The sequence below is a fragment of the Stenotrophomonas sp. Ste96 genome (assembly GCF_024519495.1).
GTDB lineage: Bacteria > Pseudomonadota > Gammaproteobacteria > Xanthomonadales > Xanthomonadaceae > Stenotrophomonas > Stenotrophomonas bentonitica_A.
The window spans coordinates 998,013-1,019,626 of the sequence record NZ_JALJRX010000001.1 but is presented as its reverse complement, the minus strand read 5'-3'; the positions used below and the strand labels follow the sequence as shown (position 1 = coordinate 1,019,626).

Annotated in this window: 18 protein-coding genes; 11 read left to right on the top strand and 7 right to left on the bottom strand. The window is 67.9% G+C overall.

Translation table 11 applies throughout. The features are described from left to right. The first annotated feature begins 20 nt into the window (after positions 1 to 20). Positions 21 to 3,572, top strand: coding sequence for an ATP-binding protein (locus OC373_RS04735; RefSeq protein ID WP_261997162.1), 3,552 nt, complete (start codon positions 21 to 23; stop codon positions 3,570 to 3,572). Positions 3,573 to 3,644: 72 nt separating this feature from the next. Here the strand turns inward: OC373_RS04735 and mdtD are convergent, their stop codons facing one another. The 5 genes from mdtD to OC373_RS04710 all read right to left on the bottom strand — a co-directional run bounded on the left by mdtD (position 3,645) and on the right by OC373_RS04710 (position 8,339). Next, on the bottom strand, positions 3,645 to 5,048 hold the full coding sequence (gene mdtD, locus OC373_RS04730; protein ID WP_070425714.1) for a multidrug transporter subunit MdtD: 1,404 nt from the start codon (positions 5,046 to 5,048) through the stop codon (positions 3,645 to 3,647). A gap of 184 nt (positions 5,049 to 5,232) precedes the next feature. After that, positions 5,233 to 6,306: a uroporphyrinogen decarboxylase gene (hemE, locus tag OC373_RS04725; RefSeq protein ID WP_261997161.1), complete on the bottom strand. Its 1,074-nt coding sequence runs from the start codon at positions 6,304 to 6,306 to the stop codon at positions 5,233 to 5,235. Positions 6,307 to 6,367: 61 nt separating this feature from the next. Next, positions 6,368 to 6,619 (bottom strand): WGR domain-containing protein, encoded by a 252-nt coding sequence (locus OC373_RS04720; RefSeq protein ID WP_019186068.1) that lies wholly within the window; start codon positions 6,617 to 6,619, stop codon positions 6,368 to 6,370. A gap of 71 nt (positions 6,620 to 6,690) precedes the next feature. Further along, a complete protein-coding gene (gene aroB / locus OC373_RS04715; protein WP_261997160.1) occupies positions 6,691 to 7,800 on the bottom strand; it encodes a 3-dehydroquinate synthase in 1,110 nt (369 codons plus the stop codon). Continuing rightward, on the bottom strand, positions 7,797 to 8,339 hold the full coding sequence (locus OC373_RS04710; protein WP_070425711.1) for a shikimate kinase: 543 nt from the start codon (positions 8,337 to 8,339) through the stop codon (positions 7,797 to 7,799). The genes aroB and OC373_RS04710 overlap by 4 nt, the downstream gene beginning before the upstream one ends. A 95-nt stretch (positions 8,340 to 8,434) precedes the next feature. Between OC373_RS04710 and OC373_RS04705 the strand changes: the two genes are divergently transcribed. Beyond that, positions 8,435 to 8,638, top strand: coding sequence for a dodecin family protein (locus OC373_RS04705; protein WP_019186071.1), 204 nt, complete (start codon positions 8,435 to 8,437; stop codon positions 8,636 to 8,638). 27 nt (positions 8,639 to 8,665) lie between these two features. Here the strand turns inward: OC373_RS04705 and OC373_RS04700 are convergent, their stop codons facing one another. After that, positions 8,666 to 9,493 (bottom strand): kinase, encoded by an 828-nt coding sequence (locus tag OC373_RS04700; protein ID WP_261997159.1) that lies wholly within the window; start codon positions 9,491 to 9,493, stop codon positions 8,666 to 8,668. Between the two features lie 41 nt (positions 9,494 to 9,534). Here OC373_RS04700 and pdxH point away from each other — a divergent pair, with 41 nt between their 5' ends. Continuing rightward, on the top strand, positions 9,535 to 10,134 hold the full coding sequence (gene pdxH, locus OC373_RS04695) for a pyridoxamine 5'-phosphate oxidase (RefSeq protein WP_070425709.1): 600 nt from the start codon (positions 9,535 to 9,537) through the stop codon (positions 10,132 to 10,134). 96 nt (positions 10,135 to 10,230) lie between these two features. Then, complete coding sequence (locus OC373_RS04690) at positions 10,231 to 11,604, top strand: DoxX family membrane protein (RefSeq protein WP_261997158.1); 1,374 nt, start codon at positions 10,231 to 10,233, stop codon at positions 11,602 to 11,604. Between the two features lie 9 nt (positions 11,605 to 11,613). On the opposite strand, the gene prpR is transcribed toward OC373_RS04690, so the two are convergent. Beyond that, positions 11,614 to 13,233 (bottom strand): propionate catabolism operon regulatory protein PrpR, encoded by a 1,620-nt coding sequence (gene prpR / locus OC373_RS04685; protein ID WP_261997157.1) that lies wholly within the window; start codon positions 13,231 to 13,233, stop codon positions 11,614 to 11,616. A 157-nt stretch (positions 13,234 to 13,390) separates the two neighbouring features. Here prpR and prpB point away from each other — a divergent pair, with 157 nt between their 5' ends. The 7 genes from prpB to OC373_RS04650 all read left to right on the top strand — a co-directional run bounded on the left by prpB (position 13,391) and on the right by OC373_RS04650 (position 21,614). Next, on the top strand, positions 13,391 to 14,281 hold the full coding sequence (prpB, locus tag OC373_RS04680; RefSeq protein WP_261997156.1) for a methylisocitrate lyase: 891 nt from the start codon (positions 13,391 to 13,393) through the stop codon (positions 14,279 to 14,281). Positions 14,282 to 14,309: 28 nt separating this feature from the next. Beyond that, positions 14,310 to 15,467, top strand: a complete 1,158-nt coding sequence (prpC, locus tag OC373_RS04675) for a 2-methylcitrate synthase (RefSeq protein WP_261997155.1) — start codon at positions 14,310 to 14,312, stop codon at positions 15,465 to 15,467. A 139-nt stretch (positions 15,468 to 15,606) separates the two neighbouring features. Further along, positions 15,607 to 18,222 (top strand): Fe/S-dependent 2-methylisocitrate dehydratase AcnD, encoded by a 2,616-nt coding sequence (gene acnD, locus OC373_RS04670; RefSeq protein WP_261997154.1) that lies wholly within the window; start codon positions 15,607 to 15,609, stop codon positions 18,220 to 18,222. A gap of 78 nt (positions 18,223 to 18,300) precedes the next feature. Next, positions 18,301 to 18,549, top strand: coding sequence for a type II toxin-antitoxin system ParD family antitoxin (locus OC373_RS04665; protein WP_070425705.1), 249 nt, complete (start codon positions 18,301 to 18,303; stop codon positions 18,547 to 18,549). Then, a complete protein-coding gene (locus OC373_RS04660; RefSeq protein ID WP_261997153.1) occupies positions 18,546 to 18,872 on the top strand; it encodes a type II toxin-antitoxin system RelE/ParE family toxin in 327 nt (108 codons plus the stop codon). Before OC373_RS04665 ends, OC373_RS04660 begins: the two co-directional genes overlap by 4 nt. A gap of 73 nt (positions 18,873 to 18,945) precedes the next feature. Next, complete coding sequence (gene prpF, locus OC373_RS04655; RefSeq protein ID WP_261997152.1) at positions 18,946 to 20,136, top strand: 2-methylaconitate cis-trans isomerase PrpF; 1,191 nt, start codon at positions 18,946 to 18,948, stop codon at positions 20,134 to 20,136. 20 nt (positions 20,137 to 20,156) lie between these two features. After that, positions 20,157 to 21,614: a bifunctional 2-methylcitrate dehydratase/aconitate hydratase gene (locus tag OC373_RS04650; protein ID WP_261997151.1), complete on the top strand. Its 1,458-nt coding sequence runs from the start codon at positions 20,157 to 20,159 to the stop codon at positions 21,612 to 21,614.

The following is a 21,614-nucleotide window of genomic DNA, read 5'->3' as shown; positions in this document are numbered from 1 at the left end:
GGACAGACCCGGGAGAGCCATTGGTGTTGCGTGTGCTGTGGCCGCTGCTGATCGGCCTGTGTGTGCTCTGGCCGGCGCTTGCGTCGGCCCAGCCGGTACCGCCGACGCCGCGGCAGCTCACCGTGTTCGATGGCCTGCCATCCAACACCGTCAATCGCATGGCCGAGGATCGCTACGGCTATCTGTGGATTGCCACCAATGATGGGCTGGCCCGTTACGACGGTCGCAATTACCGCATCTGGCGCGCCGAGGACGGCCTGCGCGACAACCATGTCTGGAGCGTGCACGTGGATGCGCGCAATCAGCTGTGGATCGGTACGGAGAACGCCGGCCTGGCGATGATGTCGGCCGATCGCCGCGAGATCCGCTTCTACGATCGCGACAGCCATCCGGAGATGGGCAGCAACACGATCTGGAGCGTGGCTTCCACGCCGGACGGTGCGATCTGGTTCGGCACTTACCAGGGCGGCCTGCACCGGCTGGAGCGTGATGGCACGCTGACCCGCTTCATGCCCGAGCCCGGCAACCCGCGCAGCCTGCCGGCGGCATCGGTCGGCAATCTGGCCACCACCCTGGATGGCACCTTGTGGATCGGATCCAAGGCCGGCCTGGCGCGCTGGACCGGACACGATTTCGAACCGGTGCCCAGTGCCCAGTTGTCGGCGCGCGTCATCAACGGCCTCACCGCCGAGGCCGATGGCAGCCTGTGGATCAGCAGTAATGTCGGGGTGGCGGTGCGCCGCCCGGATGGCCGCTTCGAACCGGCACCCTGGGCCGTTGCCGATGGCGATCAGATCCTGGGCATGATGCTGCGCGACGAGCAGGGCGGGTATTGGCTGGATACCCGCTCGGGCCTGGGCCGTGCGATGGACGGCCAGTTCCAGCAGGTGCCGCTGTACAGCGCGATCGCGCGCGGGCAGGTGCGGCCGAACTGGACCGGCGCCTACGAAGATCGCGAGGGTGGCATCTGGCTGGCCAGCACCAACGGCGGCCTGTGGCATCTGCTGCCGCGATGGTGGCAGTTCTCGGTGCTGTCGCGGTTGGAAGATGACCCGGCCTCGCTGCGCAATGCGTATGTGCTGGGCATGGGCGCGGCCGCCGACGGCGGTGTGTGGACGGTGGGCACGCACGGCGCGCTGGACAAGTTCGACCCGGTCAGCGGGAAAATCGAACAGCACCGGACCTGGGTGGACGGCACGCAATGGCTGCAGTCGGTGCTGGAGGATCCGCGAGGGCAGGTCTGGATCGGCTCCTGGGACGCGCTGCTGCGCTATGACCCCCGGCAGAAGCGGATGCGGCGCTGGGGCAGCGACGCGGCGGTGGACGCCACGATGGAGGGCGCGATCGAATCATTGGCGCTGTGCGACGGGCAGCGCCTGTGGACAGCGTCGGCCACCGGGCTGCAGCAGCGCGATCTCGATGGGCGCGTCCTGCATCGCATCGCGCTGGGCCACGCTGGATTGAGCGCGGGCCAGAACGCGCTCGATATCCGGTGCGGTCCCCAGGACCGCCTGTGGGTGGCCACCGGGCAGGGACTGCTGCAGTGGGTCGCGGCGCGCTCGCGTTTCGAGCCGCTGCCCGGTGGCCCCGCGGCGAGCGTGCATGCGATGGCGCTGGCCGGCGATGACAGTGTCTGGCTTTCCGAGGAAGGCAAGCTCTCGCACTACGGCTGGCAGGGCGATCGGCTGACCCTGCAGGAAGTGGTCGGCAGCAGTGCCGGCTACCCCGCGATCACCGCCACCGGGCTGGTGGTGGACCGGCAGGGGGTGGTCTGGGCAGCGAATGCACGCGGCCTGGTGCGTGTCGATCCGGAAGCCGGCAGCGTGCGCCAGTACGGCGTCCATGATGGCCTGCCCAGCCAGGAATTCCGCCGCCGCACGCTGACGCTGACCCCGAGTGGTCGCATCGTGGGTGGCACGCCGGCCGGCGTGGTGGTGTTCGATCCGGCACAGGTCAAGCCGGCGACGCGACGCGCGCCCCTGGTGATCGAGCGGGTCGAGGTGCGCCGTGGCGAGCGTGTCCTGGACCTGACCCATGCGGTGCCGCTGGACATCGCCGACGGCGACCGCGACCTGCGGATCGTCGCGCGGCTGCTGTCCTTCGCCGATTCCACCTCGAACAACTACCGCTACCGGCTGGCCGGCTACGACCCGGATTGGGTGGAAGTGGGACCCGGCGGCGAACGCCTGTTCTCGCGCCTGCCGCCGGGCCGCTACCGGCTGGAAGTGCAGGCCCGTTCGGCCGACCACATCTGGTCGCGGGTGCAGGTGCTGGAGTTCCGGGTGCTGCCGCCGTGGTGGAGGAGCCTGTCGGGCCTGCTGCTGCTGACCTCGGCCGTGTTGCTGCTGCTCAGTCTGTTCGCCTGGTTGTACCGGCGCCGGCTGCAGCGCCGGCATGCGTACCAGCTGGCCCTGCAGAAGCAGGAACTGGCCGAGCAGGCTTCGGCGGCCAAGACCCGTTTCCTGGCGAACCTGGGCCATGAGGTGCGCACGCCGATGACCGGGGTGCTGGGCATGAGCGAGCTGCTCTTGTCCTCGCCATTGAACCCCCAGCAGCGTGGCTATACCGAGTCGATCCGCCACGCCGGCGAGCACCTGCTGCATCTGGTCAACGACGCGCTGGACCTGGCCCGGATCGAGTCGGGGCGCCTGGAACTGCAGGCGCAGCCGTTCCAGCTGCAGCGACCGATCGATGATGTCTGTGCGTTGATGGCCGCGCTGGCCGGGCAGAAGGGGCTGCGGTTCGTGGTCGACAACACCTTGCCGGCCGGCACCCGCACGGTCGGTGACGAGCTGCGCGTGCGCCAGATCCTGCTGAACCTGCTGGGCAACGCCGTCAAGTTCACCAGCCACGGCGAAGTACGGTTGACGTTGCGTGCGATCACGGCCGGCCGCGGGTTGCACATCGAGGTATCCGATACCGGGCCGGGCATCAGCACCGATCAGCAGGAGCGACTGTTCCGCCGCTTCGAGCAGGCCGATGGCGCCCGCACCGCCGCGCAGTACGGGGGCAGCGGGCTGGGCCTGGCGATCTGCCGGGAACTGGCACTGGCGATGCAGGGGCAGATCGGCGTGCAGAGCCAGCTCGGCGTGGGAACGCGTTTCACGGTGACCCTGCCGTTGCCCCTGGAGCAAGGAGCCACCGGCATGCCGGGCGCGGCCGAGGGCGAGCAATGGGTGTTGCCGCCGCTGCGCATCCTGCTGGTAGAGGACGATCTGACCGTGGCCGAGGTGGTCAGCGGCCTGCTGTCGGCGCGTGGCCACCAGGTGGTGCATGCCGAGCACGCGTTGGCGGCGCTGCGCGAGGTCAGCGAGGCGCCGTTCGAGGTGGTGCTGATGGATCTGGATCTGCCGGGGTTGGGCGGCATCGCATTGGCTGAGCATCTGCGCAGCCAAGGGTTCGAGATGCCGCTGATCGCGGTCACCGCGCGCACCGATCCATCGATCGAGCAGCAGGCCCGCGACGCAGGCTTCGATGCCTTCCTGCGCAAACCGGTCACCGGCGATCTGCTGGTGGAGGCGATCGCGCGGGTGCTGCACGCCCCCGGTAGCAGCGGACCGTTGGTCCGCTGACGGTCCCTATAGCTGATCGCAGACCGCAAACCGCAAACCGCAGACCGCAGACCGCTGGACGTCTGCGCGCGGTTACTCGGCGACTTCCTCGACATCGCGCGGCGAGGGCCGCGTGTCCGGCAGCTGCCAGAAGATCAGCGTGGAGGTCAGGGTAATGGCGCCGACGCAGACGAAGGTGGCGTGCAGCGCGGCCGTCGCGCCGTGCGACGCATCGAGATGATTGAACGCGGCCAGCAGGCTGCCGGCAGCGGCCGCACCGAAACCGGTGGCGAGCATCATCACCATCGAAAGAAGACTGTTGCCGGCACTGGCGAAGTCGCGGTCCAGATCGCGCAGGGTCACGGTGTTCATCACGGTGAACTGCAGTGAATTGACCGCACCGAACAGGGCCAGCTGGATGATGCGGATCCACAGCGGCTGGCCGGGCGTCATGAAGATGAAACTGGCCATCGCCAGGCCGACCAGCACGGTGTTGACCATCAGCACGCGGCGGTAGCCGAAGCGCTCGACAAGCTTGACCGCGTAGCGCTTGGAGACCATGCCCGCCGCGGCGACCGGGATCATCAACAGGCCGGCCTTCATCGGGCTCATGCCCATGCCGACCTGCAGCAGCAGTGGAATCAGCAGCGGCATGGCGCTGCTGCCGATGCGTGAGAACAGGTTGCCGAGGATGCCGATGCGGTAGCTGGGCACGTGGAACAGCGCCAGCGAGAACAGCGGCGCCGTGGAGTTGGCGGCGTGCAGCCAGTAACCGACGAGGGCGGCCAGGCCGGCGACGGTCATGAGCATGACCAGTGCATGCGGGGTGGCCATGCCGGAGATGCCGTCCAGCGCGAGGGACAGTACGACCATGCCGAAGGCAAGCATGAGGTAGCCGGCGATGTCGAAGCGGGTGCGGTGTTCGGCGTAGTGGTCCGGCATGATCTTCATCGCCGCGACGTAGCCGATGATGCCGATCGGCAGGTTGATCAGGAACACCCAGTGCCAGGAGGCGACTTCGACCAGCCAGCCACCCAGGGTCGGGCCGATCAGGGGGCCGATCAGGGCGGGGATGGCGATGAAACTCATCGCGCGAAGGAATTCTTCGCGCGAGACGGAGCGCATGACGGCCAGGCGCCCGACCGGCAGCAGCATGGCGCCGCCGATGCCCTGCAGGACGCGCGCACCGACGAGCTGGTGCAGGGTCTGGGCGAGGGCGCAGGCGAGCGAGCCGAGAGTGAACAGGATGATCGCGACCAGGAAGGTGCGTCGTGTGCCGAAGCGGTCGGCGATCCAGCCGGAGGCGGGGATGAAGGTGGCGACGGCCAGTGCGTAGCTGAAGACGACGGACTGCATCTGCAGCGGGCTTTCGCCGAGGCTGCGGGCCATGGCGGGCAATGCGGTGTTGACGATGGTGGAGTCCAGCATCTGCATGAAGATGGCCAGCGATACGAGCCACAACAGGGGCCGGATCGAGGCGTAGCTGCTGGTCGTCATGGTGCGGGGCCTTCGTCAACGAGGGCGATATGATCGCCGATGTGGGATCAGGGTGTGGTCAAGAGCCGAAGCCGACGCATTGGGGCGTGCAACAACGAAAGCACGCGTCCTGGATGCAGAACGCGTGCTTCGTCGGCCGTGCCCGTGTAGTGCCGGCCGCTGGCCGGCTACCTGCCGCTGGCGATCAGCGTCGGCTCAAACGATGTACGGCTTCCACCAGCACCTGCACGTGCTCGGAATTCATGTCCGGGGACATGCCGTGGCCGAGGTTGAAGACATGGCCTTCGCGGGAGCCGCCGTTGCCTTGGGCGTAGCTGTCGAGCACTTGCCCGGCGGCGCGTTCGATGGCGGCCGGATTGCCGTAGAGCGTGGTCGGGTCGAGGTTGCCCTGCAGGGCGACGCGGCCGCCGGTGCGGGCGACGGCGTCGGCGAGGTCCAAGGTCCAGTCCACGCCGAGCGCGTCGGCGCCGGTGTCGGCCAGGGCGCCGAGGTGCAGGCCGGTGCCTTTGCCGAACAGGATCAGCGGGGTGCGGTCGCTGCCTTCACCGCGTTCGAGTTCCTGGGCGATGCGGGTCAGGTAACGCAGGGAGAATTCGCGGTACATGGTCGGGCTGAGTACCCCGCCCCAGGTGTCGAAGACCTGCAGGACCTGGGCGCCCGCCGCGCGCTGGGCGGCGAGGTAGGCAATCACCGCATCGGTGACGACCGAGAGCAGCTGGTGCAGGGCGGCCGGTTCGTTCAGGGCCATCGCCTTGATGCGGGCGAAGTCCTTGCTGCCACCGCCTTCAACCATGTAGCAGGCCAGCGTCCACGGGCTGCCGGAGAAGCCGATCAGGGGCACGCTGCCGTCCAGTTCGCGGCGGATCACGCGCACGGCGTCCATCACGTAGCGCAGTTCGGTTTCCATGTCCGGCACGGCCAGTCTGGCGATGGCGGCGGCGTCGCGGACGGGGTGGCGGAACTTCGGGCCTTCGCCTTCGACGAAGTACAACTCCAGGCCCATCGCATCGGGGATGGTGAGGATGTCCGAGAACAGGATCGCCGCGTCGAGGTCGAAGCGGCGCAGCGGCTGCAGGGTGACTTCGCAGGCGATATCCGGGTTCTTGGCCATCGCCAGGAAGCTGCCGGCCTTGGCGCGGGTGGCGCGGTACTCGGGCAGGTAACGACCGGCCTGGCGCATCAGCCAGACGGGGGTGCAGTCCACCGGTTCGCGGCGCAGGGCGCGCAGCAGGCGATCATGGCGGGAGGGGCTGGTCACGGAACGCTTCCTTGGGATCTGGTGGCGCGGGGCCGAATGGGGTCAGTGCGGCGGTGGCCGCTCAGTGCGGCGCGTCGCCGCTGGTGTAGGTCACTTCGTAGCCGCGGTGCAGGTGCGCATCGCGTGCCTTTTCGAACGCGGCCAGCGCCAGGTCTTCCTGCAGGTACAGCTCGCGGCGCAGTTGCCCGCGCCCGCCGATCGGGCCGGACTCCAGCAGCAGCTCCCAGCCGCCGAACAGGTCCGGTTGCAGGGTGAGCTGGAGATAGCGGGCCGGATCGGCACCGCGGGGATGTTGGTGCAGGAAGACGCGCATGCCCCGATTGTAGCCGTGAACGCCGGAGGCGGCCGTCAGCAACGGGGCAGGTGCGGCGGAACGTCGCAGGCTCAGCCGGCGGCCAGCACGCGCAGCACGTCGGCCTCGTCGACGTCGGCGACGACTTCGGCGCGGCCGATGCCACGCCACAGCACCAGCCGCAACCGGCCGGCGACATTCTTCTTGTCCAGCCGCATCCGGGCCAGCAGCGCCTCGGGCGCCAGGCCGGCCGGAATGGCCACCGGCAGTTCGCAGCGCAGCAGCAGTTCGCGCAGCTGCTCGGTGTCTGCCTCCTCGCTCATGCCCAGCTGGGCCGACAGGCGCGCGGCCAGCACCATGCCGACCGCGACCGCTTCGCCGTGGTTGAGGTTGTCGTTGCCCAGCGCGCCGTAGCCCTGTTCGGTCTCGATCGCGTGGCCGAAGGTATGGCCGAGGTTGAGCAGGGCGCGTTCGCCCTTTTCCAGCGGATCGCGCGCGACGATCTCGGCCTTGTGCTCGCAGCTGCGCGCGATGGCCTGGGCCAGCGCGGTGTCATCGCCGGCCAGCAGCGCGGCATGTTCGGCCTGCAGCCACTGGAAGAACAGCGGATCGCGGATCGCGCCGTACTTGATCACTTCGGCCAGGCCGGCGCGCAGTTCGCGGGGCGGCAGGGTGCGCAGGGCGGCGGTATCGGCGATGACGGCGCGCGGCGGGTGGAACGCCCCGACCAGGTTCTTGCCTTCAGGGATGTCCACCGCGGTTTTGCCGCCGACCGAGGAATCGACCATTGCCAGCAGCGAGGTCGGCAGCTGCACGCAGTCCACGCCGCGCATCCAGCAGGCCGCGGCGAAGCCGGCCAGATCACCGGCCACGCCACCGCCGAGGGCCATTACGCAGGCATCGCGGGTGGCGCCGAGGGCGGCCAGGGCGGTGATCGCATCGCCGAAGTGGGCCAGGGTCTTGGAGGCTTCGCCGGCCGGCAGCACCAGCTCGCCGATCAGCAGGTCCGGGCGCGTGGCCAGCAGCGCCGCCTTCACCCCTGCCAGGTAAAGCGGGGCGACCGAGGAGTCGCTGAGCAGCAGCACGTGGCGGCCACGCACATGGCGGGCCAGCAGTTCTCCCTGGCCAAGCAGGCCGGGGCCGATGTGGATGGTGTAGGGGGTGTCGCCGCTGACGGCAACGGTACGCGGGGCGGGGGTCATTCGGGTGTTTCCTGTCGCTGCCACTGCGCGGCCAGGCGCAGCACCAGCTGCGCAGTGGCCTCGGCGGGCGTGTAGAGATCGGTATCCAGCGTGAGGTCGGCCAGGCCCTGGTAGAGCGGATCGCGGGCGGCGGCCATTTCGTGCAGCACCTGCTCGCGGTCCGGGCGCTGCAGCAGCGGGCGGCCGCGGTCGCGGGCCAGCCGCTCCAGCTGGGCCGGCACGCTCACCCGCAGGTAGACCACGAAGCCGCGCCGGGCGATGGCCGCGCGGTTGTCCGGGTCCAGCACGGCGCCCCCCCCGGTGGAGATCAACTGGCCATGGCCGTCCAGCAGAGCGTGCAGGACCTGGCGTTCGTGCTGGCGGAACCCGGCTTCCCCGGCGAGTTCGAAGATCGCCGGAATGCTGGCCCCGGTGCTGTCCACGATGGCCTGGTCGGCATCCACGAAGTCCAGCGTGAAGCGCTCGGCCAGCCGGCGCCCGATGCAGGTTTTGCCGGCGCCCATCGGGCCAATCAGGATCAGGTTCGGAGCGGGATTCATTACCCTCGATCCTAACATCTCCGTGCCATCGCCTTTACGCGGCGGCCCCCATGGTGGGCGGGTGCGGACTGTCCCGCGCGCCACCGGAGCGAACCATGTCTGTCGCCAAGATCATCGAGATCAACGCCTCGTCCAAGACCAGCGTCGAAGACGCCGTGCGCAGCGGCCTGAAGAAGGTCTCCGAGACGGTCAAAGGCATCCAGGGCGCCTGGATCAATGAAACCAAGGTGGTGACCGATGGCGAAGGCAACATCACCGAGTGGCGGGTAAATCTGCGCGTGACCTTCCTGGTCAGCTGATCGCCGTGGGCCCGGCTCCCGCGCCGGTCAGCGCGTGGCGACGATCCGGCGTTGCTCGTCCAGCGTGATCACCTTGTCCGCCCGTTCCGGCAGGGTGCGCAGTGCCTGGCGGCTGACCCGTTCGTAGTACTGCACGAAGCGCTCCAGCTGGGCGCGGCTCATGCTGCTGCGGTCGGGCTGGGCGGCCAGCAGGTTCTGCTCCTGCTGCCAGCGCCAGCGCGGGATCACCGAGAAATCCGGCGGCTGCAGGAACCACAGCCGGTCGCATCGCTGCCACAGCGCGGGGTAGTGCCCGGCCAGTGCCTGATTGCACCAGCGCCGCCAGCGGCCATCCACATCGGCCTCGCGCTCGAGTGCATTGAGCGGTGGCTCCAATTCGGCCTCACCCTGCGCGGGCGTGCCAAGGAACCAGCCTTCGAACACCAGCAGGTCGAGGGGACCGTCGATGCGTGTCCAGTCTTTCTCGGGCAGGCGCTCGTCGGCGAGCTTGTCGAACCGGGGCAAGGCGACCGGCCCACCGGCGGCGACCGCGTCCAGCGTGGCGTGGGCCAAGTTGAGGTCATGCGTGCCCGGCGGGCCGCGGGTCAGCAGCAGCGGGTGGACCTGCCGCGCCAGGCGTTGGCGCTGGGCACGGGTCAGGTAGACATCATCGATGGAGAGCATGGCCGCGCGCAGGCCGCGCGTTTCCGCCAGCGCCACGACCTGGGCGGCCAGCGTCGATTTGCCACTCCCCTGCAGGCCGCTGATCGCCAATACTGGGATGGCCGCACCGCAGCTCAATGCGTCATCCAGCGCCTGCGCGACCAGCGCATCCGGAAAACCTTTTGTCGGGGGCATGTACGCAGGTGCAGGCATGCAGCGACAATAAACCCAAACCGCGTGACAAGAAAACCGCCATGACCGATCTGTATGCCGAAGCGTTGTCCACCTTTGCCGGGCTGTTTGAAGAAGCCAAGGCGAGCCGGGAAGTCGAACCCAATGCGATGACGGTGGCCACGGCCGACCAGAACCGCCAGCCTTCGGCGCGCACGGTGCTGCTCAAGGCCTTCGACGAACGCGGTTTCGTGTTCTACACCCACCTGGACAGCCACAAGGGCCGTGAGCTGCAGGCCAATCCGCAGGCCGCGCTGCTGTTTCTGTGGCGCAGCCTGCGCGAGGCCGGCATCCAGGTGCGCATCGAAGGGCGAGTGGAGCAGGTCAGCGATGCCGAGGCTGATGCGTACTTCGCCTCGCGCCCGCGCATGAGCCAGATTGGCGCGTGGGCATCGCTGCAATCGAAGACGCTGGCCTCACGCGAGGAGTTCGATGCACGCGTGGCGACCACCGAGGCCAGCTTCGACGGCCGCGATGTGCCGCGCCCGGACGGCTGGAGCGGCCTGCGCGTGGTGCCGCAGCGGATCGAGTTCTGGTACGGCGCGCAGTTCCGCCTGCACGAGCGCTGGTGCTATGAGGTCGATCACGACGGGCAGTGGAGCAAGCGATTGCTGTTCCCGTAAGGGCGCGTTCCTCGCAAACTGCACGGGGCGCGCCGGGTAGGAAGGCGCCGGTTAGGATCGGGCGGACGACGATGTCTGCCTTGGGACCGCCCTGCCATGTTTCCTTTTGTCCTGCCTGCTGAATCCCGTGTCGCCCCTTCGCTGCTGTTACTGCTGTCGCGCATCGCCGCGGGCACCATGTTCGCCGTATCGGGATGGAACAAGCTGTTCACCGACGACGGCAGGGATCGCATGCTGGCCACACTGGTGGAGGCGGGTATCCCGTGGCCGGAGGTCAGCGCCCCTGCAGTGGCGATGGTGGAATGGGTGCTGGGCACCACCGTGGTGCTTGGCGTGCTGCCGCGCCTGTCGGCCGCAGCGCTGATGATGATCTGCGCGGTAGCGGCCTTCACCGACGGTATCGGGCGGATCCCGGCCGGCCTGGGGCCTTTGGATTGGCTGAGCTGGTTCCTGTATCTGCCGGAGGTGCCGCTGGGCGTGGCCCTGGCGTGGGTGTGCGTGCTGGGCGCGGGGCGTTATGCGCTGTGGACCGGCCGCGGCGCTTCGCCGACGGCGCGAACAGTGGCGCGCAGCGCCCGCGATGCGGGCTCCTGCATACTTCCGGAGGAATCCACCTGTGCACGGACCTGTTACATGACGACCGCATCCGCTTCTTCGCCCGCCATCGATCTGTGCGCGGCCGCCCTGGCAGCCGACGTGGCGACCGTGCAGGCCGGCCTTGCGGCGGGCGCCGATGTCAGCGCAGAAAACGCCTACGGCTTCACTGCGCTGGAATGTGCGGCGCGCGCCACGAATGACACCCCGGCGGCCCAGCATCTGCAGGTACTGCGTTTGCTCATCGATGCAGGAAGCCCGCTGGAACACCTCGGTCGCGGCGGGCGGACCGCGTTGTACCTGGCCGCGGAATTCGCGCGGGAGTGCGCGCCGGTGCAGATGCTGCTCGACGCCGGTGCGAACCCGGCGGTGCACGATGGCTTTGGCAACCATATTGTCGTCAACGCGATGGTGCCGGAGGTGCAGGCGCTGCTGTCTGGGGTGACCGGCCACCCCATCCCGGTGAAGGCCGAGCCGCGGCCGCCGCAGAAGATGCGGGCCGCCGACTGGCGCGCCGCGCACGCCAGGATCACCGCGGTGTTCGCCCGTCTGGAAGAACAGGGCATCGTCACCGCGCAGGACGTTGGCCTGACTCAGGAGGATGGCTTCACCGACACCGCCCAGCAGTTCATCGCGCGCGGCGGCATGGACGCCGGCCTGATCGGCCTGTGCTTCTACACCCGGCAGGACCTCAACCGCGCTAAGCGCAGCAGCGATCTGAGCCTGGGCTTCTGGGCCGGGCCGGAGGGCGCCGGCGCTGCCATGGAGCAGGTCGGGCGCAGGATTGTGGACGCGTTCACTGCAGCAGGGCTGGTGGTGGACTGGGATGGCTCGGCATCGCATCGGCCCACGGTGGACCTGCGCGGGCTGGCGTAAGCCGCGTCCTTACCCGGCGGTGCTGCGCAGCCAGCGCCACAGCGTGGTACGCGACACGCCCAGCGCCTGGGCGACCTGCTCACGGTTGCCGCCGTGGGCATCGAGCAGCTGCTGCAGCGTGTCGTTGCCGGGGCGCGTGGCCGCGCGCTGGGGCGGGCCGTCCGGCGCTGCGTCTGCTACGGCGCGCGCGGCGACGGGCGAGGACGCCAGCTCCGGCAGCCAGGCCTGCATCTGGGCCAGCGCCAGCTCGCCCCGCCCGTGCGGCCAATGGATGCGCAGCCGATCGACCATGTTGCGCAGTTCGCGTACGTTGCCCGGCCACGCGTAATCGCACAGCCGCTGCAGCGCCGGGGCAGCGAGCGGCGACGGCGTGCCGCCCAGCAGGCTGAAGAAGTGTTCCAGCAGCAGCGGCACATCCTCGCGCCGTTCGTGCAGCGTCGGCAGCCCGATGCGCAGCGCGGCCAGGCGGTAATACAGATCGCGGCGGAAACGGTGTGTGTCCACCAGCGATTCCAGCGTCTGCAGCGTGGCCGCGACCACGCGTACGTCCACCGGCGTCGGCTCGGTGGCGCCCACGCGCAGTACTTCACGTTCTTCCAGAACACGCAGCAACCGGGTCTGCAGCGGCAACGGCAGTTCGCCGATTTCATCCAGGAACAGGGTGCCGCCGTCGGCCGCTTCCACCAGGCCCACGCGACCGCCGCGGCGGGCGCCGGTGAATGCCCCTTCGTTGTAACCGAACAGCTCGGCTTCGAGCAGGGATTCGCTGATCGCCCCGCAGTTCAGCGCGACGAAGCGGCCACGCCGGCCGCTGGCGCTGTGCAGTTGCCGGGCCACCAGTTCCTTGCCGGTGCCGGTGGCGCCGGTGACGAGCACCGTGCTGTCGTAAGGCGCATACAGTGCGATGTGCTCGCGCACCTGCTGCATCGCGGCGCTGTCGCCGAGCAGGGCATGGTCGGCATCGCGTCGCTTGGGCGGTGCCCGCCGCCGCAGTGAGGACGCACCGGAGCGGGCCAGGGTCTGGGTCAGCTCCAGCGCATGTTCGAAGGCCTGTCGTACCGAGTCGGCCGAATACAGCAGCACGCCAGGCAGCCCGACCTGCTCGGCATGGTCGATCGCCATGCCGGTGCCGACGATGACCTCGATGCCATTGGAGCGCAGGTCGGCGATGCAGTCGCGCGCGTCCTCGCGGGTGACGAAGCGGCGATGCTCGATGTCCAGCCCGAAGCTGTGCTGGAAACTGCCGAAGGTCGGCACATCGGTGGCATGGGTGACCAGGCCGATCCTGGGGGCGATCCGGCGTGCGCGCGCCAGCGCTTCCATCAGGTCGAAGCCGTTGGCCTGGATCGGGACCAGCGGCACCTCCAGCCGGCTGCGCAGGTAGGCCGCATTCGAGCCGCCGGCGATCACCACGTCGCAGTGTTCGCGGCGCAGACGCTGGCCGATCACATCCACCGCCTCCTCGAAGCCGAGGTTGATGGGCACGATGCGGGCGCGGCGGTCGAACTCCGGGATCACATCGCCGAGCAGGCCGGTCAAGCGCGACACGCTGACCGTCCAGATCACCGGCAGCTGGCCGGCTTCCGGATCGGACAGGCGGGAGCGGTGGCGGGGCAGGCTGATCGACATGGGCGTGTTTCAGTGTTTCAGTTCCAACCATGTTACAGGTGTTTCAATGTTTCAAGGTGAAACATCCCCGTCCCGGTGTTGAATCAATGAAATCAGTTACTTGCGAGCTGGCACGGCCCTTGCGCTTATCCACCGGTCAACCACGATGGAATGCCGCATGAGCACCCCTGTTTCCTCCGCTGGCGCCCGTTTCCGCGCCGCACTGGCCGCCGAATCCCCGTTGCAGGTGATCGGTGCAATCAACGCCAACCACGCGCTGCTGGCCAAGCGTGCCGGGTACCGGGCCATCTACCTGTCCGGCGGCGGCGTCGCGGCCGGCTCGCTGGGCCTGCCGGACCTGGGCATCAACACGCTGGAAGACGTGCTGATCGACGTGCGCCGCATCACCGATGTGTGCGACCTGCCGCTGATGGTGGACATCGACACCGGGTTCGGCCCGAGCGCGTTCAACATCGCGCGCACCGTCAAGTCGCTGATCAAGGCCGGCGCGGCTGCCTGCCATATCGAAGACCAGGTCGGCGCCAAGCGCTGCGGTCACCGGCCGGGCAAGGAGGTCGTGTCTCAGGGCGAGATGGTGGACCGGGTCAAGGCCGCCGCCGATGCCAAGACCGATCCGGACTTCTTCCTGATCGCGCGCACCGATGCCATCCAGGTGGACGGTGTGGATGCCGCGATCGAGCGCGCCATCGCCTGCGTCGAGGCCGGTGCCGACGGCATCTTCGCCGAGGCCGCCTACGATCTGGACACCTACCGCCGCTTCGTCGATGCGGTGAAGGTGCCGGTGCTGGCCAACATCACCGAGTTCGGTGCCACGCCGCTGTTCAGCCGCGATGAACTGGCCTCGGCCGGCGTCGCCATCCAGCTGTTCCCGCTGTCCGCGTTCCGTGCTGCCAACAAGGCGGCCGAGAACGTGTATGAGACCATTCGCCGCGAGGGCCACCAGCGTAATGTGGTGGAGGCGATGCAGACCCGCGAGGAACTCTACGACCGTATCGGTTACCACGCCTTCGAGCAGCAGCTCGATGCGTTGTTCGCCGCCAAGAAGTAAGACCGCACACTAGTTTTCTGGAGGGATCATGAGCGACACCACTACCGCCCCCGGCTTCAAGCCGAAGAAATCCGTCGCCCTGTCGGGCACCGCCGCCGGCAACACCGCGCTGTGCACCGTCGGCCGCAGCGGCAACGACCTGCATTACCGCGGGTATGACATCGCCAATCTGGCCAACACCAGCGAGTTCGAGGAAATCGCGCATCTGCTGGTTCACGGCAAGCTGCCGACCCGCGCCGAACTGGTGGCCTACAAGACCAAGCTGAAGTCGCTGCGTGGCATCCCGGCCGCGGTCAAGGCCGCGCTGGAAGAACTGCCGCCGTCGGCGCACCCGATGGACGTGATGCGCACCGGCGTCTCCGTGCTGGGCTGCGTGTCGCCGGAGAAAGATGACCACAACCATCCGGGCGCGCGCGACATCGCCGACAAGCTGATGGCCTGCCTGGGCTCGATGCTGCTGTACTGGTACCACTGGAGCCACAACGGTCGTGCGATCGACGTGGAGACCGACGATGACTCCATCGGTGGTCACTTCCTGCACCTGCTGCACGGTGAGAAGCCGCAGGATTCGTGGGTCAAGGCGATGCACACCTCGCTGATCCTGTACGCCGAGCACGAGTTCAACGCCTCCACCTTCGCCTGCCGTGTCATCGCCGGCACCGGCAGCGACATGTACAGTGCGATCACCGGCGGCATCGGCGCCCTGCGCGGTCCCAAGCATGGTGGCGCCAATGAAGTCGCCTTCGAAGTGCAGAAGCGCTACGACAGCCCGGATGATGCCGAGGCCGACATCAAGGCCCGCGTGGAGCGCAAGGAAGTCGTGATCGGTTTCGGCCACCCGGTCTATACCGTCAGCGACCCGCGCAACAACATCATCAAGGAGGTCGCGCGCGACCTGTCCGCCGAGCAGCAGAACGTCAAGATGTACGACATCGCCGAGCGTCTGGAATCGGTGATGTGGGACATCAAGAAGATGTTCCCGAACCTGGATTGGTTCAGCGCGGTCAGCTATCACATGATGGGCGTGCCGACGGCGATGTTCACCCCGCTGTTCGTGATCGCGCGTACCTCCGGTTGGAGCGCGCACATCATCGAGCAGCGCATCGACGGCAAGATCATCCGCCCGAGCGCGAACTACACCGGCCCGGAAGACCAGGCCTTCGTGCCGATCGACCAGCGCAAGTAAGACCGACGTACCGCACCCGTTCGCGGGTGCCATGCGGAACAGGCCGGCGCGATGCCGGTCTGCTCCGTTGCGGCGTCGCTACTCCTTCTTCGCCGGTGTCACGACGCCCCGGCCCGCCAACAAGCAGCTATCGCCAGCCATGAATACTCAGTACCGCAAGAACCTCCCCGGCACCGCGCTGGACTATTTCGATACCCGTGCCGCGGTCGATGCGATCCAGCCCGGTGCCTATGCCACGCTGCCGTACACCTCGCGCGTGCTGGCCGAAAACCTGGTGCGCCGCTGCGACCCGGCAACGCTGGAGGCCTCGCTGCGCCAGCTGATCGAGCGCCGCCAGGACCTGGATTTCCCGTGGTTCCCGGCGCGTGTGGTGTGCCATGACATTCTGGGCCAGACCGCCCTGGTCGATCTGGCCGGCCTGCGCGATGCCATCGCCGATGCCGGCGGTGATCCGGCGCAGATCAACCCGGTGGTGCCGACCCAGCTGATCGTGGATCACTCGCTGGCGGTGGAATTCCCGGGCTTCGACAAGGCCGCGTTCGAGAAAAACCGCGCCGTCGAAGACCGCCGCAATGAAGACCGGTTCCACTTCATCAACTGGACAAAGAAGGCGTTCAAGAACGTCGACGTGATTCCGCCAGGCAACGGGATCATGCATCAGATCAATCTGGAGAAAATGTCGCCGGTCGTGCAGGTGCGCGACGGGGTGGCCTTCCCCGATACCTGCGTGGGCACCGACAGCCACACCCCGCACGTGGACGCGCTGGGCGTGATCGCGATCGGCGTGGGCGGCCTGGAAGCGGAGAGCGTGATGCTCGGCCGTGCCTCGTGGATGCGGCTGCCCGACATCATCGGCGTGGAACTCACCGGTCGCCCGCAGCCGGGCATCACCTGCACCGACGTGGTGCTGGCGCTGACCGAGTTCCTGCGCAAGGAGCGCGTGGTCGGGGCGTGGATCGAGTTCTACGGCGAGGGCGCCAATGCGCTGACCATCGGCGACCGCGCCACCATTTCCAACATGACGCCGGAGTTCGGCGCCACTGCGGCGATGTTCTACATCGACCAGCAGACCCTGGATTACCTGCGCCTGACCGGCCGCGAAGACGCCCAGGTCGCACTCGTGGAAACCTACGCCAAGGCCACCGGCCTGTGGGCCGATGATCTGGTCACCGCGCAGTACGAGCGCGTGCTGCAGTTCGACCTGTCCAGCGTGGTGCGCAACATGGCCGGCCCGTCGAATCCGCACAAGCGTGTGGCGACCACCGACCTGGCCGCGCGCGGCATCGCCGACGAAGGCAAGCTGGCCTCGGGCAAGCAGGAACAGGCCGATGGTCTGATGCCCGATGGCGCCGTGATCATCGCCGCGATCACCAGCTGCACCAACACCAGCAACCCGCGCAACGTCATCTCCGCCGCCTTGCTGGCCCGCAATGCCAACCGCGCCGGGCTGACCCGCAAGCCGTGGGTGAAAAGCTCGCTGGCGCCCGGCTCCAAGGCCGTGCAGCTGTATCTGGAAGAAGCCGGCCTGCTGACCGAACTGGAGCAGATGGGCTTTGGCATCGTGGCCTTCGCCTGCACCACCTGCAACGGCATGAGTGGCGCGCTGGACCCGAAGATCCAGCAGGAAGTGATCGACCGCGACCTGTATGCCACCGCCGTGCTTTCGGGCAACCGCAACTTCGACGGCCGCATCCATCCGTACGCCAAGCAGGCGTTCCTGGCCTCGCCGCCGCTGGTGGTCGCGTATGCGATCGCCGGTACGGTGCGCTTCGATATCGAAAAGGACGCGCTCGGCCATGACGCCGACGGCAACCCGATCACGCTGAAGGACCTGTGGCCGAGCGATGCCGAGATCGACGCGGTGGTCAAGGCCTGCGTCAAGCCGGAGCAGTTCCGCAAGGTCTACGACCCGATGTTCACCTTCAAGGTGGAACATGGCGCACCGATCAGCCCGCTGTACGACTGGCGCCCGCAGAGCACCTACATCCGCCGCCCGCCGTACTGGGAAGGCGCGCTGGCCGGTGCCCGCAGCCTCACCGGCATGCGCCCGCTGGCGGTGCTGGGCGACAACATCACGACAGACCATCTGTCGCCTTCCAACGCGATCATGGCCAGCAGCGCGGCCGGTGAGTACCTGGCCAAGATGGGCCTGCCCGAGGAAGACTTCAATTCCTATGCGACCCACCGTGGCGACCATCTCACCGCGCAGCGTGCGACGTTCGCCAACCCGAAGCTGATCAACGAAATGGCCGTGGTTGATGGCCAGGTCAAGCAGGGGTCGCTGGCGCGCGTGGAGCCCGAAGGCGAGGTCACCCGCATGTGGGAAGCGATCGAAACCTACATGGACCGCAAGCAGCCGCTGATCATCATCGCCGGTGCCGACTACGGCCAGGGCAGCTCGCGTGACTGGGCCGCCAAGGGCGTGCGCCTGGCCGGTGTGGAAGCGATCGCGGCCGAAGGCTTCGAGCGCATCCACCGCACCAACCTGATCGGCATGGGCGTGCTGCCGCTGGAGTTCAAGGAAGGCGTGAACCGCAAGACGCTGGGCATCGACGGCACCGAGACCTTCGACGTGCTCGGCGAGCGTGTGCCGCGTGCCGAGCTGACCCTGGTCATTCATCGCCGCAACGGTGAACAGCTGCGGGTGCCGGTCACCTGCCGCCTGGATACCGCTGAAGAAGTCTCGATCTACGAGGCCGGCGGCGTGCTGCAGCGGTTCGCCCAGGACTTCCTGGAATCGGCGCAGGTGATGTGACGCATGAACAGCATGCGCTTGCGGCCGTGGGGCCGCAGGCGCACACTTTGATGGCAAAAATTGCCAAGAGGGCTCTACATGGCCACCATGAACATCTCGCTCACCGACCCACTCAAGCAGTTCGTCGATGAGGAAGTCAGCGAAGGAGGGTATTCCAGCACCTCCGACTACGTGCGTGATCTCATTCGCCAACGCCAGCGTCGCAAGGCTGAGGACCTCTTGCGGCAGTTGATCGCCGACGGTCTTGCATCCGGACCTGCGGCCCCGCTTGAGCCCGGTCATTTTGAGCAGATGCGGAAACGTGCACGGGCGCGCGCGGGGAAATGACGCGTGCGCGGTGGCATCCCCTGGCGGTGCAGGACGCTGATGACGCGGCCGCGTGGTACGCACAGCACGGTGGCACAACGCTGGAACTGAGCTTCATTGACGCGCTGGAAGCCACGGTCGGCATGCTCGAACGGCATCCTGGCGCGGGATCGACGCGGCACGCGGAGCTGTTGGCGACAACGGGAACACTGTTGCGGTTCCATCCGATACGTCATTTTGACGACCATCTTGTCTACTACATCGAACACGCTGCGCGGATCCAGGTGATCCGCATCTGGAATGCCCGGCGCGGACTCGACGCGCTGGTCCTGGACTCGCTCTGATGCACATCCGTTACCGGATGGGCGCCGCGTGGCGTGGTCGAGTTCACTTCAACCTGGCAGAGCGCTCAACGTCATGACCCATCTCCCGCAACTCCGCATTCCCGCCACCTACCTGCGCGGCGGCACCAGCAAGGGCGTGTTCTTCAAGCTGACCGACCTGCCTGCCGCTGCGCAGGTGCCTGGTCCGGCGCGCGATGCGCTGCTGATGCGCGTGATCGGCTCGCCCGATCCGTATGCCAAACACACCGATGGCATGGGCGGCGCGACCTCCAGCACCAGCAAGTGCGTGATCATTTCCGCGCCGTCGGTGCCGGATCACGACGTGGACTACCTGTACGGTCAGGTCGCGATCGAGACCGCCTTCGTGGACTGGAGCGGCAACTGCGGCAACCTCAGCACCGCGGTCGGCCCGTTCGCGATCAGCAACGGACTGATCGACCCGGCGCGGATCCCGCACAACGGTTTGTGCACCGTGCGGATCTGGCAGGCCAATATCGGCAAGACCATCCTGGCGCATGTGCCGATCGTGGACGGCCAGGTGCAGGAGGATGGCGATTTCGAGCTGGACGGGGTGACCTTCCCGGCGGCGGAGATCCAGCTGGAGTTCCTCGACCCATCCGATGATGGCGACGGCGAGGGTGGGTCGATGTTCCCGACCGGCAACCTGGTCGATACGCTCGACGTGCCCGGCGTGGGCAGCTTCCAGGTGACGATGATCACCGCCGGCATTCCCACCATCTTCCTCAACGCGGCCGACCTGGGCTACACCGGCACCGAACTGCAGCCGGCGATCAACGATGACAAGGCCGCACTGGCCCGCTTCGAGGCGATCCGCGCGCACGGCGCGGTGCGCATGGGGCTGATCCAGACCATCGAGCAGGCCGCGACCCGCCAGCACACGCCGAAGGTCGCGTTCGTCGCCCCGGCGCAGGACTACGTGTCCTCCAGCGGCAAGCAGATCGCGGCCGGTGATATCGATCTGCACGCACGCGCGCTGTCCATGGGCAAGTTGCACCACGCCATGATGGGCACTGCCGCAGTCGCCATCGGCACTGCCGCCGCGATCCCGGGCACCCTGGTGAACCTGGCCGCCGGGGGCGGCGAGCGCGAATCGGTGAGCTTCGGTCATCCCTCGGGCACCTTGCGCGTGGGCGCGCAGGCGGCCCTCGTTGACGGTCGGTGGACGGTCACCAAGGCCATCATGAGCCGCAGTGCCCGCGTACTGATGGACGGTGCCGTACGGGTGCCCGCGACGAGCTTGTAACCCCCAACAGGAGCATCACGATGTCCGGTCATGACAGCCACAGCAACCAGCGCCCACCCTGGGACACGGTCCTGACCGACATCGTCGATTACGCCCGCGACTACCAGGTCAGTTCGCCGCTGGCGTATACCACCGCGCGGCACTGCCTGATCGATACGCTGGGCTGCGGGCTGGCCGCGCTCTCGTTCCCGGCCTGCAGCAAGCTGCTCGGGCCGGTGGTGCCGGGCATGCGCGTGATCAACGGGGCACGCGTGCCCGGCACCCGGTTCGAGCTCGACCCGGTGCAGGCGGCCTTCAACATCGGCGCGATGATCCGCTGGCTGGATTTCAACGACACCTGGCTGGCGGCGGAGTGGGGGCACCCTTCCGACAATCTCGGCGGCATCCTCGCCACGGCCGATTGGCTCAGCCGCAATGCCGAGGCACTGCGGCGCGTCCCGCTGACCATGCGTGATGTGCTCGCCGCGATGGTCAAGGCGCATGAGATCCAGGGCTGCCTGGCGCTGGAGAACGCCTTCAACCGGGTCGGCCTGGATCATGTGGTGCTGGTCAAGGTGGCCTCCACGGCGGTCGTGTCGCACATGCTCGGCCTGGATCGCGAGCGCATGCTCAATGCCGTGTCACTGGCGTGGGTGGATGGGCAGTCGCTGCGCACGTACCGGCACGCGCCCAACACCGGCTCGCGCAAGAGCTGGGCGGCGGGCGACGCCACCAGCCGTGCGGTGCGCCTGTCGCTGATGGCCGCGGCCGGGGAGATGGGCTACCCGAGTGCGCTGACCGCGCCGACCTGGGGCTTCTACGATGTCTCCTTCGGCGGGCAGCCGTTCCGCTTCCAGCGGCCGTACGGCAGCTACGTGATGGAGAACGTACTGTTCAAGATCAGCTATCCGGCCGAGTTCCATGGGCAGACCGCGGTCGAAGCGGCGATGCAGCTGCATACGCAGATGCGAGCCACCGGAAAACGCAGCGAGGACATCGCGCAGATCACCCTGCGCACCCAGCAGGCCTGCCTGCGCATCATCGACAAGCCTGGCCCGCTGCATAACCCGGCCGACCGCGACCACTGCGTGCAGTACATGGTGGCGATCGGGCTGATCTTCGGCCGGCTGGTCGCCGAGGACTATGAGGATGACGTCGCTGCCGATCCGCGCATCGATCCGCTGCGGGCGAAGATCACCTGCGTGGAAGACCCGCAGTTCACCGCCGATTACCTGGACCCGGACAAGCGCAGCATCGCCAACGCGCTGCACGTCACCTTCTCTGACGGCAGCACGATGGACGCAGTGGTCGAGTACCCGCTGGGCCACGCCCGGCGCCGGGCCGAGGGCATCCCGCTGCTGGAGGACAAGTTCCGCCGGCACCTGGCCGGGGTGTTCCCGACCGTGCAGCAGCGCCGGATCCTCGAGGCCTCGCTGGACCCGGTCGCGCTGGAGGCAATGCCCGTCCACGAGTACGTGGACCTCTACCTCGCCACGTAG

Bases quoted from the DNA above. Each gene is read 5' to 3' on its own strand.
- mdtD (WP_070425714.1), bottom strand. From the start codon at position 5,048: ATGACGACCAGCAGCTACGCCTCGATCCGGCCCCTGTTGTGGCTCGTA.
- OC373_RS04720 (WP_019186068.1), bottom strand. From the start codon at position 6,619: ATGCGCGTCTTCCTGCACCAACATCCCCGCGGTGCCGATCCGGCCCGC.
- aroB (WP_261997160.1), bottom strand. From the start codon at position 7,800: ATGACCCCCGCCCCGCGTACCGTTGCCGTCAGCGGCGACACCCCCTAC.
- OC373_RS04710 (WP_070425711.1), bottom strand. From the start codon at position 8,339: ATGAATCCCGCTCCGAACCTGATCCTGATTGGCCCGATGGGCGCCGGC.
- OC373_RS04705 (WP_019186071.1), top strand. From the start codon at position 8,435: ATGTCTGTCGCCAAGATCATCGAGATCAACGCCTCGTCCAAGACCAGC.
- OC373_RS04700 (WP_261997159.1), bottom strand. From the start codon at position 9,493: ATGCCTGCACCTGCGTACATGCCCCCGACAAAAGGTTTTCCGGATGCG.
- pdxH (WP_070425709.1), top strand. From the start codon at position 9,535: ATGACCGATCTGTATGCCGAAGCGTTGTCCACCTTTGCCGGGCTGTTT.
- OC373_RS04690 (WP_261997158.1), top strand. From the start codon at position 10,231: ATGTTTCCTTTTGTCCTGCCTGCTGAATCCCGTGTCGCCCCTTCGCTG.
- prpR (WP_261997157.1), bottom strand. From the start codon at position 13,233: ATGTCGATCAGCCTGCCCCGCCACCGCTCCCGCCTGTCCGATCCGGAA.
- prpB (WP_261997156.1), top strand. From the start codon at position 13,391: ATGAGCACCCCTGTTTCCTCCGCTGGCGCCCGTTTCCGCGCCGCACTG.
- prpC (WP_261997155.1), top strand. From the start codon at position 14,310: ATGAGCGACACCACTACCGCCCCCGGCTTCAAGCCGAAGAAATCCGTC.
- acnD (WP_261997154.1), top strand. From the start codon at position 15,607: ATGAATACTCAGTACCGCAAGAACCTCCCCGGCACCGCGCTGGACTAT.
- OC373_RS04665 (WP_070425705.1), top strand. From the start codon at position 18,301: ATGGCCACCATGAACATCTCGCTCACCGACCCACTCAAGCAGTTCGTC.
- OC373_RS04660 (WP_261997153.1), top strand. From the start codon at position 18,546: ATGACGCGTGCGCGGTGGCATCCCCTGGCGGTGCAGGACGCTGATGAC.
- prpF (WP_261997152.1), top strand. From the start codon at position 18,946: ATGACCCATCTCCCGCAACTCCGCATTCCCGCCACCTACCTGCGCGGC.
- OC373_RS04650 (WP_261997151.1), top strand. From the start codon at position 20,157: ATGTCCGGTCATGACAGCCACAGCAACCAGCGCCCACCCTGGGACACG.